The sequence below is a fragment of the Pseudomonas sp. TH08 genome (genome assembly GCF_016651275.1).
Taxonomy (GTDB): Bacteria; Pseudomonadota; Gammaproteobacteria; order Pseudomonadales; family Pseudomonadaceae; genus Aquipseudomonas.
Genome location: NZ_JAEKEE010000001.1, coordinates 1,904,198 through 1,920,492, shown reverse-complemented (window position 1 = coordinate 1,920,492; position 16,295 = coordinate 1,904,198). Strand labels below are relative to the sequence as shown.

Sequence of the window (16,295 nt, the reverse complement as noted above, 5' to 3'; positions counted from 1 at the left end):
GACTGCCCGGTCTCAGCGGCCGTGGCTGTCGGTGTAGGCCAGCAGGGCCAGGAAGCGGGCGCGCTTGATAGCGGTGGCCAGCTGACGCTGATAACGAGCTTTGGTACCGGTGATGCGGCTTGGAACGATTTTGCCGGTCTCGGATACATAAGCTTTCAGAGTGTTGAGATCTTTGTAATCGATCTCCTTCACGTCTTCAGCGGTGAAGCGGCAGAATTTACGACGACGGAAGAAACGTGCCATTTGATAGGCTCCTTAAAAGGTCCGTGGATTACTCGTCAGCGTTATCGCTGTTGTCGCTGTCATCACTATCAGCGCTATCAGCGCCTTCGTGCTCAGGACGGTCGCGACGCTCACGGCGCTCACTGCGGTTTTCTTCAGCCTTGAGCATCTCGGATTGGCCGGTAACGGCTTCTTCGCGACGGATGACCAGGTTACGGATCACTGCATCGTTGTAGCGGAAGTTGTCTTCCAGCTCGGCCAGGGCCTTGCCAGTGCACTCAACGTTCAGCATCACGTAGTGAGCCTTGTGAACATTGTTGATTGCGTAGGCCAGTTGACGACGGCCCCAATCTTCCAGACGGTGGATTTTGCCGCCGTCTTCTTCGATCAGCTTGGTGTAACGCTCAACCATGCCGCCGACTTGCTCGCTTTGATCCGGGTGGACCAAAAAGATGATTTCGTAATGACGCATGAATGCTCCTTACGGGTTGTAGCCTGCCGCTCAAAAACGGTCAGACAAGGAGTGAATGACACTTATGGACTTGCTGGCGCGGGGCACATGCGTGCCTGCCGTCACAGCAAGGGGCGCAATTGTAGAGAAGGGACTGAAGAGGTGCAAGGCAATTGGTGATTATTTGAACAACCGCCAATTTTCGTCACAGCCTAAACACTGTGGGAGCGAGCCTGCTCGCGATTGGGCTTCACATTCAACAATGATGCTGAATGTAACTCCGCTTTCGCGAGCAGGCTCGCTCCCACATTTGGATCGTTTTCGACTCAGGACTTCTTGGCAGCAGGCTTGGCTTTGGCGCCGCGCTGGCGCTGGGCTTCGAACAGGCAGACGCCCGTCGCAACCGACACGTTGAGGCTGCTGACGCTGCCGGCCATCGGCAGTTTCACCAGATAGTCGCAGTGTTCGCGGGTCAGGCGACGCATGCCCTTGCCTTCGGCCCCCATGATCAGAATGGTCGGGCCCGTCAGATCCTGGTCGTAAATACTGACTTCAGCTTCGCCCGCTGTGCCGACAACCCACAGACCGCGTTGCTGAAGTTTTTCCAGGGTGCGCGCAAGGTTGGTCACGGCCACCAACGGAATCACTTCCGCCGCGCCGCAGGCCACTTTACGCACGACCGGAGTCAGGGTCGCCGACTTGTCTTTCGGCACGATCACTGCCAGCGCACCAGCAGCATCGGCCGAACGCAAGCAGGCGCCGAGGTTATGCGGATCGGTCACGCCGTCGAGCACCAGCAGCAATGGCGCGCCGTCGGTGCGGTCGAGCAACTCGTCGAGCATTGCTTCGCCCCAGACCTGGCTCGGGCTCACTTCGGCGACAACGCCCTGATGGACGCCTTCAACCCAGGCGTCCATTTCGCGACGCTCGGCCTGACCGACCTGGACGCGATTTTCGTTGGCCAGCTCAACCAGCGTCTGCACGCGCGGATCGTTGCGGCTTTCCGCCAGCCAGATCTGCTTGACGCGTTTCGGGTGGTGACGCAACAACGCTTCTACCGCGTGAACGCCGTAGATTTTTTCCAACTGACTCATGACTTCGCCTTCGGTTTACGTGCCCCGCCACTTTTGGCTGGAGCAGAACCCGCTTTTGGCGGGCCTTTACGGTGTTTGCTCGGTTTCGCTGGCTTGCTGCCGGAGGCCTTTTCAGGCGCCGACCGTCCGGTCTTTCCCCCGGACGCCGCTTTACCACCGTTTTTGGCATCGGAAAGCAGGGCCTTCTTCATCTCACGGCTTTTGCGCAGCTCGGCGTTTTTCGCCACGGCATCGCTAGGGCGATAGGCTTCGGCAGCCTTTTCTTTGGCGGGACGGCGACCCGCTGTTTTCGCTGGAGCCGGCTCGGCTTTTTCCTTCGCGGCTGGCGCAGCGGTTTCAGCACCACGCTTTTTGCGACCGATCGGCGCGCTGATGGTTTTTTCGGCCATCTCGAAATCGATCTTGCGTTCGTCGAGGTCAACGCGCATCACGCGCACTTCAACGGTGTCGCCGAGACGGAAGCTGCGACCGGTGCGCTCGCCCGCCAGACGGTGATGCACAGGATCGAAGTGGTAGTAATCGCCCGGCAACGCGGTGACGTGCACCAGACCTTCGACATAGATGTCGGTCAGTTCGACGAACAGACCAAAACCGGTCACGGCGGTGATCACGCCCGGGAACGACTCGCCCACGCGATCCTTCATGAACTCGCACTTGAGCCAGTTCACTACGTCGCGGGTCGCTTCGTCGGCACGCCGTTCGCTCATCGAGCATTGCTCGCCGAGTTGCTCCAGCGCCGCTTCGTCATACGGATAAATGCGCGCCTTCGGAATGGTCATCGCACCGGCACGGCGAACGTGCGGGGTGTCCTGTTTCGAATGGATCACGCTGCGGATTGCGCGGTGCGTGAGCAAATCCGGGTAACGACGGATCGGCGAGGTGAAGTGGGTATAGGCTTCGTAATTCAGGCCGAAGTGGCCCTGATTGTCCGCGCTGTACACCGCCTGACTCAGCGAACGCAGCATCACGGTCTGGATCAGATGGAAATCCGGACGGTCCTTGATGCTTGCCAGCAGTGCCTGATAGTCCTTCGGCGACGGGCCGTCCTTGCCTTTGTGCAGGGACAGACCGAGCTCGCCGAGGAAGGCGCGCAGTTTTTCCAGACGCTCCGGTGGAGGACCGTCGTGGACGCGGTACAGCGCAGGGATTTCGTGCTTCTTGAGGAATTCGGCGGTGGCCACGTTGGCCGCCAGCATGCATTCCTCGATCAGCTTGTGCGCGTCGTTTCGGGTGGTCGGACGGATTTCGGCAATCTTGCGCTCGGTACCGAAGATGATTCGGGTTTCCTGCGTTTCGAAATCGATCGCGCCACGTACGTGACGGGCCGCCAGCAGAACCTTGTACAGCGCATACAGCTGTTTGAGGTGCGGCAGAACGTCGTTGTACTCACCGCGAAGCTGACGCGCCTCGGTGATTTTCGGCGTTTCCAGCATTGCGCTGACTTTGTTGTACGTCAGACGAGCGTGGGAATGAATCACCGCTTCATAGAAGCAGTAGTCGGTCATTTCGCCGGACTTGGAGATGGTCATCTCGCAAACCATGGCCAGACGATCGACGTGCGGGTTCAGCGAGCACAGGCCGTTGGACAGCTGCTCAGGCAGCATCGGCACCACGCGCTCAGGGAAGTACACCGAGTTGCCGCGCACCTGGGCTTCGTTGTCCAGCGCCGAACCGATTTTCACGTAGCTGGAAACGTCGGCAATCGCCACGTACAACTTCCAGCCACCGGAGAACAGGCGCAGCTTGCCCGGTTTGGCTTCGCAGTAAACCGCATCGTCGAAGTCGCGGGCATCTTCGCCATCGATGGTGACGAACGGCAGATGGCGGAGGTCGACGCGCTTCTCTTTGTCTTTTTCTTCGACTTCCGGCTTGAGCTTGGCGGCTTCTTTCAGAACCGCTTCAGGCCAGACGTGCGGAATGTCGTAGGTACGCAGGGCGACATCGATTTCCATGCCCGGCGCCATATAGTTGCCGACCACTTCGACCACATCGCCTTGCGGCTGGAAGCGCGGTGTCGGCCAATGGGTGATTTTCACCTCGACGAACTGACCGATCTGCGCGTTGGCGTTGCGGCCCGGAGTGACCAGCACTTCTTGCTGGATCTTCGGATTGTCCGCAACGACAAAGCCAATGCCGCCTTCTTCAAAGTAGCGACCCACGATGGTTTCGTGAGCACGCGAGACCACTTCAACGATCACGCCCTCGCGACGACCACGACGGTCGAGGCCGGAAACACGCGCCAATGCACGGTCGCCATCGAACACCAGACGCATTTGCGCCGGGCTCATGAACAGGTCGTCGCTGCCGTCGTCCGGCACCAGGAAGCCGAAACCGTCACGGTGACCGCTGATGCGGCCGAGGATCAGGTCGAGCTTGTCTACCGGCGCGTACGTGCCACGGCGGGTGTAGATCAGTTGTGCGTCGCGCTCCATGGCGCGCAGGCGGCGGCGCAGGGCTTCGATCTGGTCTTCTGTGGTCAGACCAAACTCTTCAACCAGTTGCTCGCGGGCAGCGGGCGAACCCCGATCGGCGAGATGCGCCAGGATCAGTTCGCGGCTAGGAATAGGGTTTTCATATTTTTCCGCTTCACGAGCGGCCTCGGGATCGAGGGACTGCCAATCGGCCATTAGAGAGTTTTCACCTTGTCTATATGCGGGTTAGTTTGGCATAGGCGCCATGAAACGGGAAATTTCCGACTCTATAAGGCTCTTCTCAAGCCCTGTAACGACGCTCGCAAGCCGTTTTGACCACCGCTGGTAAAAAAAATCATATTTTTTGCCGAGAGGGGTTTACAGTTAAAAACACGCTCCGTATAGTGCGCGCCATCGACGACGCACAAGCGCTGCCGATGCTGCCCAGATGGTGAAATTGGTAGACACGCCAGCTTCAGGTGCTGGTGACCTTACGGTCGTGGAAGTTCGAGTCTTCTTCTGGGCACCAATTTCGAGTTTGAGACTAGATCAGTTTCAAGACTCATACAAAAACCCGCGAAAGCGGGTTTTTTGCATTCTAAGGAACGCTTTTGTTAAAACTGATTTATTAAAATTAAATCAGGGGTTTACAGATCAAAAAGCGCTCCGTATAGTGCGCCACATCAACAGCGGCAACGCTAGCGATGATTGCCCAGATGGTGAAATTGGTAGACACGCCAGCTTCAGGTGCTGGTGACCTTACGGTCGTGGAAGTTCGAGTCTTCTTCTGGGCACCAATTCAAATTCAAGGTTACGACCTTGGATTTCACAAAAACCCGCGAAAGCGGGTTTTTGCGTTTCTGGCTTCCGAAAAAACACAATCCCCCTGTAGGAGCTGCCGAAGGCTGCGATCTCTTGATCTTGCTTTAAAAACAGATCAAAAGATCGCAGCCTGCGGCAGCTCCTACATTTCAGCGCATGAGCAGTACCAGACCCTGCGTCGTCCCGCAAGGCGCACTTGAGAAACAATATCGTTTATCATTGTTGCAAGTTTTTGCAATGCGACAGTGAGGAACCCTGCGAATGACGTTTCGAAATACCCTGCGCCGAGGCCTGACCTTCACCCTCCTCGGCCTGGCGCTCGCCACTCCCCTCACCCAGGCTGCCGATGCGGTTTCCCTGACTCTCTATAACGGCCAGCACAAGGAAGTCGGCGACGCGATCGCCAAAGCCTTCGAAGCCAAGACCGGCATTCATGTCAATGTCCGCAAAGGCAGCAGCAATCAACTCGCCAGCCAGATCATCGAAGAAGGCGATCGCTCCCCCGCCGACGTGATCTACACCGAAGAATCGCCACCGCTGAACAATCTCGGCGAGCTCGGCCTGCTGGCCAAGACTGATGACGCCACCTTGGCCGTCCTGCCGGAAAAATACGTGGCTGGTAACGGCACCTGGATCGGCGTGACGGCGCGGGTTCGCGTAGTCGCTTACAACCCGAAACTGGTCGATGAAAAAGACCTGCCGAAATCGGTATTGGAATTCTCCGATCCGAAATGGCAAGGCAAAGTCGGCTTCGTACCGACCAGCGGCGCGTTCCAGGAACAGGCCGTTGCGATCATCAAGGTGCACGGTCGTGATGCTGCCGAAGAATGGCTGACTGGCCTGCGTGCGTTCGGCAAGACCTATAGCAACAATATGGTCGCCCTCAAAGCCGTGGAAAACGGCGAAGTCGCCACGGTACTGGTGAACAACTACTACTGGTTCGCCCTGCAGCGCGAGAAAGGCAAGCTGGATTCGAAACTGCATTACTTCACCGGCGGCGACGTCGGCGGCTTGATCACTGTTTCCAGCGCTGCCGTGCTGAAATCCAGCAAACATCCAAAAGAAGCTCAGCAATTTCTTGCCTACATGGCCAGCGAAGAAGGTCAGCGCGTGATCACTCAGACCACTGCCGAATACCCGCTGCACAAAGGCATGGAATCGGATCGCGGGCTCAAGCCGTTCAGCGAACTGGAAGCGCCGAATGTAACGCCGGCCGATCTGGGCAACGCCGAAGAAGCGCTGGAACTGGAACGTGAAGTTGGCTTGAACTGATGGCCGCATCGTTATCCGCCCCCGCCGCGCGCGGGGGTTACGTACCAAGGCGCAAGCGCCCGTCGATCTGGCTGGTGCTACCGGTGCTATTGCTGGTGGTGATGAGCCTGTTGCCACTGGCCTACGTCGGGCTCAAAGCCTGGCAGGCCGGTTGGGCCGAGGCGCTGCACTTGTTGTGGCGCCCCTACGTGTTCGGCCTGCTGCGCAATACCCTGGCGTTGATGGTCGGCGTAACCATCACCTGTGGCGTGATTGGCCTGTCGCTGGCCTGGCTGCTGGAACGCAGCAATCTGCCGGGGCGACGTTTGTGGGGCGTGATTCTGTGCCTGCCGTTCGCGGTGCCAGCCTTTGTCAGCAGCTTTACCTGGGTTTCGCTGAGCGCACAGTTCGAAGGCCTCGGTGGTGCGATTCTGGTGATGAGCCTATCGAAATACCCGCTGATTTTTCTACCGGTCGCGGCAACCCTGCGCAACCTGGATCCCTCGCTTGAAGAATCTGCCCGCACCCTTGGGCAGAACCGCTGGGGCGTGTTCTTCCGTGTCACCCTGCCCCTGCTTTGGCCGTCGTTGCTGGCCGGCTCGCTGCTGATTGCCCTGCACATGCTGGTGGAATTCGGCGCCCTGTCGATCATCGGCCTGCAAACCTTCACCACAGCCATCTACCAACAGTTCGAATTGGAATTCAGCAACGCCAATGCGGCGATGCTCTCTGCCGTGTTGCTCGCGCTGTGCCTGGTGCTGTTGTGGCTGGAGCTGCGCGTGCGCGGCAAGGGCCGGCATGTGCGCACCGGACAAGGCGCTGCACGTCAGGCCGAACAGGTTCGACTGGGGCCGTGGGCCGCTGTCGGTCAGTTGTATTGCCTGATGCTGGCGATTGCCGGCAGCGGGATTCCGCTGGGGATGCTGGCCTACTGGCTTGCGGTCGGTTCATCGGCGGCATTCCCGGTGGCGGCGATTACCGAGGCGCTGCTGTCGTCGCTGGCGCTATCACTTGGCGGTGCGGCGCTGTGCCTGGTGCTGGCGGTGCCGGTCGGGCTGCTGGTGGTGCGTTACAAAGGCCAATTGGCGATCTGGGCGGAGCGCTTGCCGTACCTGCTGCATGCGTTGCCGGGGTTGGTGATTGCCCTGACGCTGGTGTATTTCGCGCTGCATTACGTGCCCGTGCTGTACCAGACCTCCGGGCTCTTGCTGATCGCTTATGCGCTGCTGTTTTTGCCGTTGGCTCAGGCGCCGATTCGTACGGCATTGAACAAGGCTGCGCCGCAATTGGAAGAGGCTGCGCGTACGCTGGGGGCTTCGTCGTTCACGGCGTTTTGCCGGGTGACGCTGCCGATCATCTTCCCGGCATTGGGCGCGGCGTTTGCGCTGGTGTTTCTCGATGCGATGAAGGAATTGACGGCGACGTTGCTGCTCAGCCCGACCGGGCTGAACACCTTGGCGACCGAGGTCTGGGCACATACGGCGAATGTCGAGTTTGCGGCGGCGGCGCCTTATGCGGCGTTGTTGATTGTGGTTTCCGGATTGCCTGTGTATTTGCTTACGACTCGGATGTATTTGAGCCGCTGATATAGCTTTCGCGAGCAAGCTCGCTCCCACAGGAAAAATGCATTCCAATGTGGGAGCGAGCCTGCTCGCGATGTGGCCCTACCAGACAACATCAAGCCCTGAACTGCCCCAGACTCGCCTTGAGCTGCGCCGCCAGACCATCCAGCACCTTGCCACTCGCCGTGGTTTCCACCACCGCTTGAGCCGCTTTTTCGGCCTGCGCGTGAATCGTTTCGACCCGCCCGCGCACTGCCTGTGCGCCTTGCGCCTGATGCGCGGCGGCCTGCGTCGCCAGACCAATTGCCGCATGCACCTGCTCGACCGATGCCTGCACCGACTGCTGCAACCGCGCGCTGTCACGCAACACCAGCAACCCTTCACTGGCCTGGCGACCGGCCTGACCGATGGCCTCTACCGCTTCACGCGCGCCCTGTTGCAGGGCAACGATGTGCGCCTGAATGTCGCCAGTGGAGCTTTGCGTTTTGCTCGCCAGCGCACGCACTTCGTCCGCCACTACTGCAAAACCACGCCCGGTCTCGCCGGCCCTTGCCGCTTCGATGGCCGCGTTCAATGCCAACAAGTTGGTCTGCTCGGCGATGCCATGAATCACCGTAAGCACCACTTCGATCTGCTCACTCTGTTGAGCCAGTCGCTCGATGACTTTCGCCCCGGTATCGACTTGCCCGGCCAGCGCTTCGATCAAGCCGCCAACCTTGGCTGACGTGCGGGTGTTTTCATCCGTGGCCTGGCGGATATCCACCACCTGCTTCAACGCCGCCTGCATCGCGTGGCTTTCCGACTGCGCCTCGTCAGCCATTTGCGACAGCGCGCGCAGGCTTTCGGCGACTTCGTCACGCTGCATACCCGCTGCGGCGTCGGCACCGGCATTGCGCAGGGTCATCGCGCCGATTTCCACGCCGGTACGCTGAGCCACGTCACCCGCCTCGCGCACGATCGGTTGCAACTTATCCACAAAGCGATTGACCGCAGAGGCCATGTCGCCGATCTCGTCCTTGCTGTTGATCTGCACTCGCTTGGTCAGATCGCCCTCACCGGCAGCAAGATCATCCATGGCCGCGTTGAGCATCTTCAGTCGGTTGACCACACGATGACCCAACACCACGGCCAGCAACAGCAGCACACCGAGCCCCACCAGCGCCAGGCCCATGCCGATTCTCCAGCGCAGGGTCGCGGCGGCGTCTTGCACAGTGCTGGCGGTATTGGCTTTCATCTCGGCAGCGGTGGACTGTGCCGATTGCAGGCGTGCGCGCATCGCTGTGGCGCTGTCTGCGGCTGCACCTTTGAGACTGTCGCCGACCAGTTGATCACTGCTGGCGATCAGCGCCGAAAAACGTTTATCCAGCGCAGCAAGATCGGTTTCGACCGAAGCGGTGGAAACACCCATCAACACCTTGCCGATTTCCACGCCGTTGGGATTGATCGAAGCCTCGAGGTAGTAGACCGACGGATCGTTCTTCGCCGCGTCCAGCACTTTATCCAGCGCGCGCTCACCCTGGCCCTTTTCCAGCAAGGCCTTGTTGATCGGGTTTTCGCGATTGAGATAGCGGGTCAGGTGTTGACCGGTGGCGTCGTCGTACACCACGAACAGCACGTTGGGATTGCGCTGGGCACGGCGGGCGAACTCGGAAAGCGTCGGCACATCGCTGTCCCACATGGCGCGCGGGGCGACCGAGGCCAGCAACTGCGCCATGTCATTGGCCGAATCCTTGAGATCCTTTTCCAATGTCGTACGCAGCTGCGCCTGCTCGTCCTTCAGCCGCGAGGACAGACCGGCGGTCAGACGCTGACGAGTGCTGGTGGACAAGGCATCGAGGCTCGACGTGACTTCACGTCCCGCCTGCTCCAGTTCGCCGGACAGTTTCTGACTGTCGGCACCGAGGCGCAGTGCAAGATCTGCTTCCAGCGCCGTCACGGTGCTCCGCGTCAGGGCAACCGCCACCAACACCTGCACCAAAAGGGCGATACCAAGGGTAACGAACACAGGCCGCAACAACCGGCTTTGTAACAGTGAGAGAACGGCCGACACTGTGAATACCTCTACTTCTGACGCCATTAAATTGATGGCACTCTTGTAGGAAGATTCACAGCAAAGGTCATGCCGTCCTACAGGCATAAACGACAAAGGCCCCGATTAAGGGGCCTTTGTTTTTTACATCAACAACTTATCAAGCAAACGGATGACGCAGAACGATGGTTTCGTTGCGATCCGGGCCCGTCGAAATAATGTCGATCGGCGCGCCGATCAATTCTTCAACGCGCTTGATGTAAGCACGAGCGTTAGCAGGCAGCTCTTCCAGGGTTTTGGCACCCACGGTCGATTCGGTCCAGCCTGGCACTTCTTCGTACACAGGCTGCAGGCCCACGTAGCTGTCAGCGTCAGTCGGAGCAACGGCGTTGCCTTGCGCGTCTTTGTAGCCGACGCAAATGTTGATGGTTTCCAGGCCGTCGAGTACGTCCAGCTTGGTCAGGCAGATGCCCGAGATGCTGTTCACGTCGATAGCGCGACGCAGGATAACGGCGTCGAACCAGCCGCAACGACGGGCACGGCCGGTGGTAGCACCGAACTCGTGACCTTGTTTGGCCAGGTGTGCACCGACCTCGTCGAACAGCTCAGTCGGGAACGGGCCCGAACCGACGCGAGTGGTGTAAGCCTTGGTGATGCCCAGGATGTAGTCCAGGAACATCGGGCCAACGCCCGAACCGGTCGCAACGCCGCCAGCGGTGGTGTTGGAGCTGGTCACGTACGGGTAGGTACCGTGGTCGATGTCCAGCAGGGAGCCCTGGGCGCCTTCGAACATGATGTCTTTACCGGCGCGACGCAGGTCGTGCAACTCGGCAGTCACGTCGAGCATCAGCGGCTTGAGCAGCTCAGCGTATTCTTTGCACTCGGCAAGCGTCTTGTCGTAGTCAATGGCCGGCTCTTTGTAGTAACCCACCAGCATGAAGTTGTGGTATTCCACCAGTTCACGCAGCTTGTCTTCAAAGCGCGGCATGTTGAGCAGATCGCCAACACGCAGGCCACGACGTGCAACCTTGTCTTCGTACGCCGGGCCGATGCCGCGACCGGTGGTACCGATCTTCAGCTCGCCACGGGCCTTTTCACGGGCCTGGTCCAGCGCTACGTGGAAGGACAGGATCAGCGGGCAGGACGGGCTGATACGCAGACGCTCACGCACCGGTACGCCTTTCTCTTCCAGCTTGGTGATCTCGCGCAGCAGGGCGTCTGGTGCAACCACTACACCGTTGCCGATCAGGCACTGCACGCCTTCGCGCAGCACGCCCGACGGAATCAGGTGCAAGACGGTTTTTTCGCCGTCGATCACCAGGGTGTGGCCAGCGTTGTGGCCACCTTGGTAGCGCACTACGGCGGCAGCATGTTCGGTCAGCAGATCAACGATCTTGCCTTTGCCCTCATCACCCCATTGGGTGCCCAGGACTACGACATTCTTACCCATAACACTTGTCCTCATTCGCGCAAACTTGGTGCCGGCGATGGCCGGCAGGAAAACTCAAGAAGCCAGTGGCGATACTTGCCAAAGCCCGTTCTGCTGAATCAATTGCCGGTCGCAGTCCGCATCACGGGCGGCGGCCAAAGGTTGCCCAGGCAAAGCCTGAACGACACGCTGACCCTCACTGCGCAACTGGCAAACCTGCTGCCAGAGTGCCGCATCCGTACTGTCAGGCATCCAGATACCGCCAGACGGTAGCTCGATCTCAGCACGCCCCAGGGTCACCAGGGTTTTCAAATCGGTGGAAAAACCAGTCGCCGGACGAGCGCGACCGAAGTCGGCGCCGATGTCGTCGTAACGACCGCCCTGAGCGATGGACTGGCCTACGCCCGGGACGAACACCGCGAACACCACACCGGTGTGGTAGTGGTAGCCGCGCAGTTCGCCCAGGTCAAAGTACAGCGGCAACTGCGGGAAGCGCGCCGACAAACGCTCGGCGATGGCCAGCAAATCTTCCAGTGCCGCGAGCACCGGCGCTGGCGCATTGGCCAGACGCTCGCGTGCAGCCGTCAAAACTTCACGGCCGCCACACAGGTCAACCAGCGCACGCAGCATGCCGGACAGATCGGCCGGCAAGCCTTCGGTCAAGGTAATGACCTCGTCGATGGCCTTGCGTTGCAATGCATCGAACAACTGCTGCTCGACTTCACCGGACAGACCGGCGGCACGCGCCAGGCCACGGTAAATGCCGACATGACCAAGGTCCATGTGCACGTCCGGCACGTCGGCCAGTTGCAGCATGGCCAGCATCAGACTGATGACTTCGACGTCGCTGCTCGGGCTGGCATCGCCGTACAGCTCGGCGCCTAACTGGATCGGGCTGCGCGACGACGACAGGGCACGCGGTTGAGCGTGCAGCACGCTGCCGGCGTAGCACAGACGGCTCGGGCCTTCACGACGCAGGGTGTGCGCATCGATACGCGCCACTTGCGGCGTGATGTCGGCACGAAAACCCATCTGCCGGCCCGATTGCGGGTCGATGACCTTGAAGGTACGCAGATCCAGGTCCTGGCCCGCGCCGGTCAGCAGGGATTCCAGGTACTCGATATGGGGAGTCACGACAAACTCGTAACCCCAGCTCTGGAACAGATCCAACACCTGACGACGCGCTACTTCAATGCGCGCCGCTTCCGGTGGCAGTACTTCTTCGATGCCATCTGGCAGCAGCCAGCGGTCTACCGTTGCCATTACGCCATTCCCCTTTGATCCGGGCGGCCAGCCTGCGGGCGAGCCTTGAGTGAAGCAGAAAATGACCGATCCGTTCAAAACGCACGCGCATGAACGACGCGGCGAAAGGCCTGTTATCGGCTTCGCCCATCACTTTCCTCGAAATACTCTCGGGCCATTCAACCCGATGCCTGCAACAAAAAACAGCAATCAAACGTGCAGACGCAAAAAAGCCGGGAATTTCCCGGCTGCCGCATCATACACACGTTTTCCCAAAGGATCACCCCGCCCGAGGTTTTAGCCGCCGGGCGGAATGATTCAGGTCAACGTCGTATCAAGGCTTGGACTTTTCCAGGTAACGGAAGAAGTCGCTGCTTGGGTCGAGGACCAGGACGTCGGATTTGTTCGCGAAGCTTTCACGGTAGGCGCGCAGGCTGCGGTAGAAACCGTAGAACTCCTGATCCTGACCGTAAGCCTTGGAGTAGATCGCAGCGGCCTGGGCGTCACCGTCACCGCGAATCTCTTCGGATTCACGATAGGCTTCAGCCAGCAGCACGCGGCGTTGACGATCGGCGTCGGCACGGATGCCTTCGGCCAGTTCGTTACCCTTGGCGCGATGCTCGCGAGCTTCACGCTCACGCTCGGTGCTCATACGTTCGAACACGCTGCGGTTTACTTCTTTAGGCAGATCGATGGCCTTGACCCGGACATCGACCACTTCGATACCCAGCTCTTTTTCCGCCATCTTGTTCAGCGACGCGGTGATGTCAGCCATCAGCGCATCACGCTCGCCCGACACGACTTCGTGCAGGGTGCGCTTACCGAACTGGTCACGCAGACCGGATTCCAGTCGACGCGACAGACGTTCATCGGCGATTTGCTTGAGGCCCGACGTTGCGGTGTAGAAGCGCTCGGCATCTTTCACGCGCCACTTGGCGTAGGCATCGACCATCACAGCTTTCTTTTCCAGGGTCAGGAAGCGCTGTGTCGGTGCATCCAGCGTCATCAGACGTGCGTCGAATTTACGCACCTGGTTAACGTAAGGCACTTTCACATGCAGACCCGGCTGAACATCAGCCTGAACCACACGACCGAATTGCAGCAGCACCGCACGCTCGGTCTGAGCGACGATGTAGAAGCAGTTCCAGCCAACCAGTAGCACAACGACGCCAACAATAAGGGCGATCAGCGATTTATTGCTCATCAGCGGGTCTCCCTTGTGCGCGACTGCGGCAGGTCAGTGACGTGCGGCGTGACATCCGTATTGCTGGCGGCGGCCGAACCAGTGACCGGCGCATTGCTGCCCGAGCTGTTCTGAATCATTTTGTCCAACGGCAGGTAAAGCAGGTTGCTCTGGCCGTTCTTGTTACCGGTCACGAGTACCTTGCTGGTGTTGCTGAAGACTTCCTGCATGGTGTCCAGATACAGACGCTGACGGGTGACTTCAGGAGCCTTGCGATACTCGGCAACCAGTTTGGTGAAACGATCCGCTTCACCCTTGGCACGCGAGACCGTTTCGTCGCGATAACCGTTGGCATCTTCAAGGATGCGCTGGGCCTGACCACGAGCTTCCGGCACGACGCCGTTGGCGTAGGTTTCAGCCTGGTTGCGCGAACGCTGCTCGTCTTCACGGGCGCGGATCACGTCATCGAAGGCTTCCTGCACTTCACGCGGTGCCGCTGCGCTCTGTACGTTGACCTGGGTGACGGTGATACCGGTGCGATAGGTATCGAGGAAGCGTTGCAGACGCTCCTTGATTTCGCTGGCCATCAACTCACGACCTTCGGTCAGCACCTGGTCCATGGCGGTCGAACCCACCACGTGGCGCAGGGCGCTGTCGGTCGCATGCTGCAGGCTGATCTCCGGCTGATCGACGTTCAGCACGAAGTCCTGCAGGTTGGTGATCTTGTACTGCACGGTCAGCGGCACTTCGACGATGTTCTCGTCTTCGGTAAGCATCTGGCCCTGCTTGGTGTACGCACGCTCACGCGTTACGTTTTCCATGTACTTTTTATCGATCGGCGGGAAGTAGATGTTCAGGCCCGGGCCAACGGTCTCGTAGTACTTGCCGAAGCGCAGCACCACGGCTTGCTCCTGCTCATCGACCACGTAAACCGCACTGTACAGCCAGACAGCCGCGAGCACGACCAGGCCGATGCCGAGCAGGCCGCCGAAGCCACCACCGCTCCTGCCCGAACCACCGCCGTCATCACCACGTTTTTTTCCACCACCGAACAACCCGTTCAGGCTTTCCTGCAGCTTTCGGAAGGCCTCGTCGAGATCTGGTGGCCCCTTGCGGTCGCCGTTATTGCGGCGCTTGCCACCCCAAGGATCCTGATTATTCGAGTTGCCACCCGGCTCATTCCAAGCCATAGCGCTCTCCATCTGATAAAGCAAAGACGCACCCACGGCGCGCCGACCAATGCTACAGAATGCCTGCCGTCGCGGCACAACCGCTTTTTCAGGCTTTTATTGCAAAGTGTGTTGCTCGATGAATTCCATCGGCTGCAATCCTTCGCGGCTTACCAGTCGATTCAACTCGACCCGGGGCAAACGAACGGCCAGCAAACTGATGCCTTCTTCGTCGTGTTCTTCTTTCTGCACCGCACCGAGTTCGAAAAACTGCGCACGCAGTCGAGCGAATCGTTGCGGCAAGCGCAAGGTGCCAACAAACAAATCACTGCCAAGCAACTCGGCAATGGCTTGTTCAAGCAATTCCAGACCCGAGCCGTCACGCGCCGACAGCCAGACCCGTTGGGGCTTGCCGTTTTCATCGCGCTGGATTTGTGGCTCAACGCCTTCAAGCAAATCGAGTTTGTTATAGACCTCGAGGATCGGCAAGTCCCGGGCTCCAATCTCGCCCAGCACCACCATCACCTGCTCGATCTGCAACATGCGATCCGGCTCGGCTGCATCGATCACGTGCAACAGCAGGTCGGAGTTGCTCGACTCTTCGAGCGTAGACCGAAATGCCTCGACCAGCTTGTGCGGCAAGTGACGAATGAAGCCCACCGTGTCGGCCAGAACAATCGGCCCCAGGTCGTCTATATCCAGACGGCGCAGGGTCGGATCCAGCGTGGCAAACAATTGGTCAGCCGCGTAGACGTCGGATTTCGTCACGTTGTTGAAGAGTGTGGATTTACCGGCGTTGGTATAGCCCACCAGAGACACGGTAGGGATATCCGCACGCGATCGGCCGCGTCGCGACTGTTCGCGCTGGCTGCGCACTTTTTCCAGCCGGCCCTTGATCTGGCGCAGGCGGACCCGCAGCAAACGGCGATCGGTTTCCAGCTGGGTTTCACCCGGACCGCGCATGCCGATACCGCCACCCTGACGCTCAAGGTGAGTCCAGCCACGAACCAGCCGGGTGCTCATGTGGTCAAGCTGGGCCAGTTCGACCTGGAGCTTGCCTTCATGGGTACGGGCGCGTTGGGCGAAAATATCGAGAATCAGACCGGTACGGTCGATCACGCGACACTCGAAAACACGTTCGAGGTTACGTTCCTGACTGGGCGTGAGGATGTGATTGAAAATCACCAGATCGGCTTCTTCAGCTTTGACCAGGTCGCGCAGTTCCTCGACCTTGCCGCTGCCAATCAGGTATTTGGCGGTTGGCCGATGACGCGGCACGTTAAAAAACGCAACGGTCTCGGCGCCGGCCGAATTAGCCAATTCCTGAAACTCCTGCGGATCTTCGCGCGCCTCAGGGTCCTGTCCATCCAAGTGAACGAGGATTACTCGTTCACCACCACCGTGGCGCTCAAAGAACAAAGGAGACTCCT

General features: G+C 59.4%; 12 protein-coding genes and 2 tRNA genes. 4 read left to right on the top strand and 10 right to left on the bottom strand.

The annotated features are described in order from the left end of the window. Positions 1-12: 12 nt before the first annotated feature. The 4 genes from rpsR to rnr form a co-directional block, all read right to left on the bottom strand. Complete coding sequence (gene rpsR / locus JFT91_RS08820) at positions 13-243, bottom strand: 30S ribosomal protein S18 (protein ID WP_002551829.1); 231 nt, start codon at positions 241-243, stop codon at positions 13-15. A gap of 28 nt (positions 244-271) precedes the next feature. Then, entirely contained in the window at positions 272-694 is a 423-nt protein-coding gene (rpsF, locus tag JFT91_RS08815) for a 30S ribosomal protein S6 (protein ID WP_003236224.1), read from the bottom strand. A gap of 305 nt (positions 695-999) precedes the next feature. Continuing rightward, positions 1,000-1,767, bottom strand: a complete 768-nt coding sequence (rlmB, locus tag JFT91_RS08810; protein ID WP_201230287.1) for a 23S rRNA (guanosine(2251)-2'-O)-methyltransferase RlmB — start codon at positions 1,765-1,767, stop codon at positions 1,000-1,002. Beyond that, positions 1,764-4,394 carry a ribonuclease R gene (gene rnr, locus JFT91_RS08805; protein WP_201232124.1) on the bottom strand — a complete coding sequence of 877 codons (2,631 nt, stop codon included), beginning with the start codon at positions 4,392-4,394 and terminating at the stop codon, positions 1,764-1,766. Before rnr ends, rlmB begins: the two co-directional genes overlap by 4 nt. A gap of 226 nt (positions 4,395-4,620) precedes the next feature. On the opposite strand from rnr, the gene JFT91_RS08800 reads away from it, so the two are divergent. From JFT91_RS08800 to JFT91_RS08785, 4 genes are all read left to right on the top strand, one after another. Further along, a tRNA-Leu gene (locus JFT91_RS08800) sits at positions 4,621-4,707 on the top strand. A gap of 181 nt (positions 4,708-4,888) precedes the next feature. Continuing rightward, positions 4,889-4,975, top strand: a tRNA-Leu gene (locus JFT91_RS08795). A gap of 286 nt (positions 4,976-5,261) precedes the next feature. After that, positions 5,262-6,272 carry an extracellular solute-binding protein gene (locus JFT91_RS08790; RefSeq protein WP_201230283.1) on the top strand — a complete coding sequence of 337 codons (1,011 nt, stop codon included), beginning with the start codon at positions 5,262-5,264 and terminating at the stop codon, positions 6,270-6,272. Beyond that, positions 6,272-7,837 (top strand): ABC transporter permease, encoded by a 1,566-nt coding sequence (locus tag JFT91_RS08785; protein ID WP_201232123.1) that lies wholly within the window; start codon positions 6,272-6,274, stop codon positions 7,835-7,837. The genes JFT91_RS08790 and JFT91_RS08785 overlap by 1 nt, the downstream gene beginning before the upstream one ends. Positions 7,838-7,928: 91 nt before the next feature. Here the strand turns inward: JFT91_RS08785 and JFT91_RS08780 are convergent, their stop codons facing one another. The 6 genes from JFT91_RS08780 to hflX all read right to left on the bottom strand — a co-directional run bounded on the left by JFT91_RS08780 (position 7,929) and on the right by hflX (position 16,284). Beyond that, on the bottom strand, positions 7,929-9,863 hold the full coding sequence (locus tag JFT91_RS08780; protein ID WP_201230279.1) for a methyl-accepting chemotaxis protein: 1,935 nt from the start codon (positions 9,861-9,863) through the stop codon (positions 7,929-7,931). Positions 9,864-10,002: 139 nt separating this feature from the next. Next, on the bottom strand, positions 10,003-11,292 hold the full coding sequence (locus JFT91_RS08775; RefSeq protein ID WP_201148326.1) for an adenylosuccinate synthase: 1,290 nt from the start codon (positions 11,290-11,292) through the stop codon (positions 10,003-10,005). A gap of 54 nt (positions 11,293-11,346) precedes the next feature. Next, on the bottom strand, positions 11,347-12,534 hold the full coding sequence (locus JFT91_RS08770) for an ATP phosphoribosyltransferase regulatory subunit (protein ID WP_201232122.1): 1,188 nt from the start codon (positions 12,532-12,534) through the stop codon (positions 11,347-11,349). 313 nt (positions 12,535-12,847) lie between these two features. Continuing rightward, complete coding sequence (gene hflC / locus JFT91_RS08765; protein ID WP_008078329.1) at positions 12,848-13,717, bottom strand: protease modulator HflC; 870 nt, start codon at positions 13,715-13,717, stop codon at positions 12,848-12,850. Continuing rightward, positions 13,717-14,886 (bottom strand): FtsH protease activity modulator HflK, encoded by a 1,170-nt coding sequence (gene hflK / locus JFT91_RS08760; protein WP_201230275.1) that lies wholly within the window; start codon positions 14,884-14,886, stop codon positions 13,717-13,719. The genes hflC and hflK overlap by 1 nt, the downstream gene beginning before the upstream one ends. Positions 14,887-14,982: 96 nt before the next feature. Continuing rightward, positions 14,983-16,284 (bottom strand): ribosome rescue GTPase HflX, encoded by a 1,302-nt coding sequence (gene hflX, locus JFT91_RS08755; RefSeq protein WP_201232121.1) that lies wholly within the window; start codon positions 16,282-16,284, stop codon positions 14,983-14,985. Between the last annotated feature and the right edge of the window lie 11 nt (positions 16,285-16,295).

Excerpts from the sequence above, each read along its gene's own strand:
- JFT91_RS08785 (WP_201232123.1), top strand. The coding sequence starts at position 6,272 with ATGGCCGCATCGTTATCCGCCCCCGCCGCGCGCGGGGGTTACGTACCA.
- JFT91_RS08775 (WP_201148326.1), bottom strand. The coding sequence starts at position 11,292 with ATGGGTAAGAATGTCGTAGTCCTGGGCACCCAATGGGGTGATGAGGGC.
- hflC (WP_008078329.1), bottom strand. The coding sequence starts at position 13,717 with ATGAGCAATAAATCGCTGATCGCCCTTATTGTTGGCGTCGTTGTGCTA.
- JFT91_RS08790 (WP_201230283.1), top strand. The coding sequence starts at position 5,262 with ATGACGTTTCGAAATACCCTGCGCCGAGGCCTGACCTTCACCCTCCTC.
- rlmB (WP_201230287.1), bottom strand. The coding sequence starts at position 1,767 with ATGAGTCAGTTGGAAAAAATCTACGGCGTTCACGCGGTAGAAGCGTTG.
- JFT91_RS08770 (WP_201232122.1), bottom strand. The coding sequence starts at position 12,534 with ATGGCAACGGTAGACCGCTGGCTGCTGCCAGATGGCATCGAAGAAGTA.
- rnr (WP_201232124.1), bottom strand. The coding sequence starts at position 4,394 with ATGGCCGATTGGCAGTCCCTCGATCCCGAGGCCGCTCGTGAAGCGGAA.
- hflK (WP_201230275.1), bottom strand. The coding sequence starts at position 14,886 with ATGGCTTGGAATGAGCCGGGTGGCAACTCGAATAATCAGGATCCTTGG.
- rpsR (WP_002551829.1), bottom strand. The coding sequence starts at position 243 with ATGGCACGTTTCTTCCGTCGTCGTAAATTCTGCCGCTTCACCGCTGAA.
- rpsF (WP_003236224.1), bottom strand. The coding sequence starts at position 694 with ATGCGTCATTACGAAATCATCTTTTTGGTCCACCCGGATCAAAGCGAG.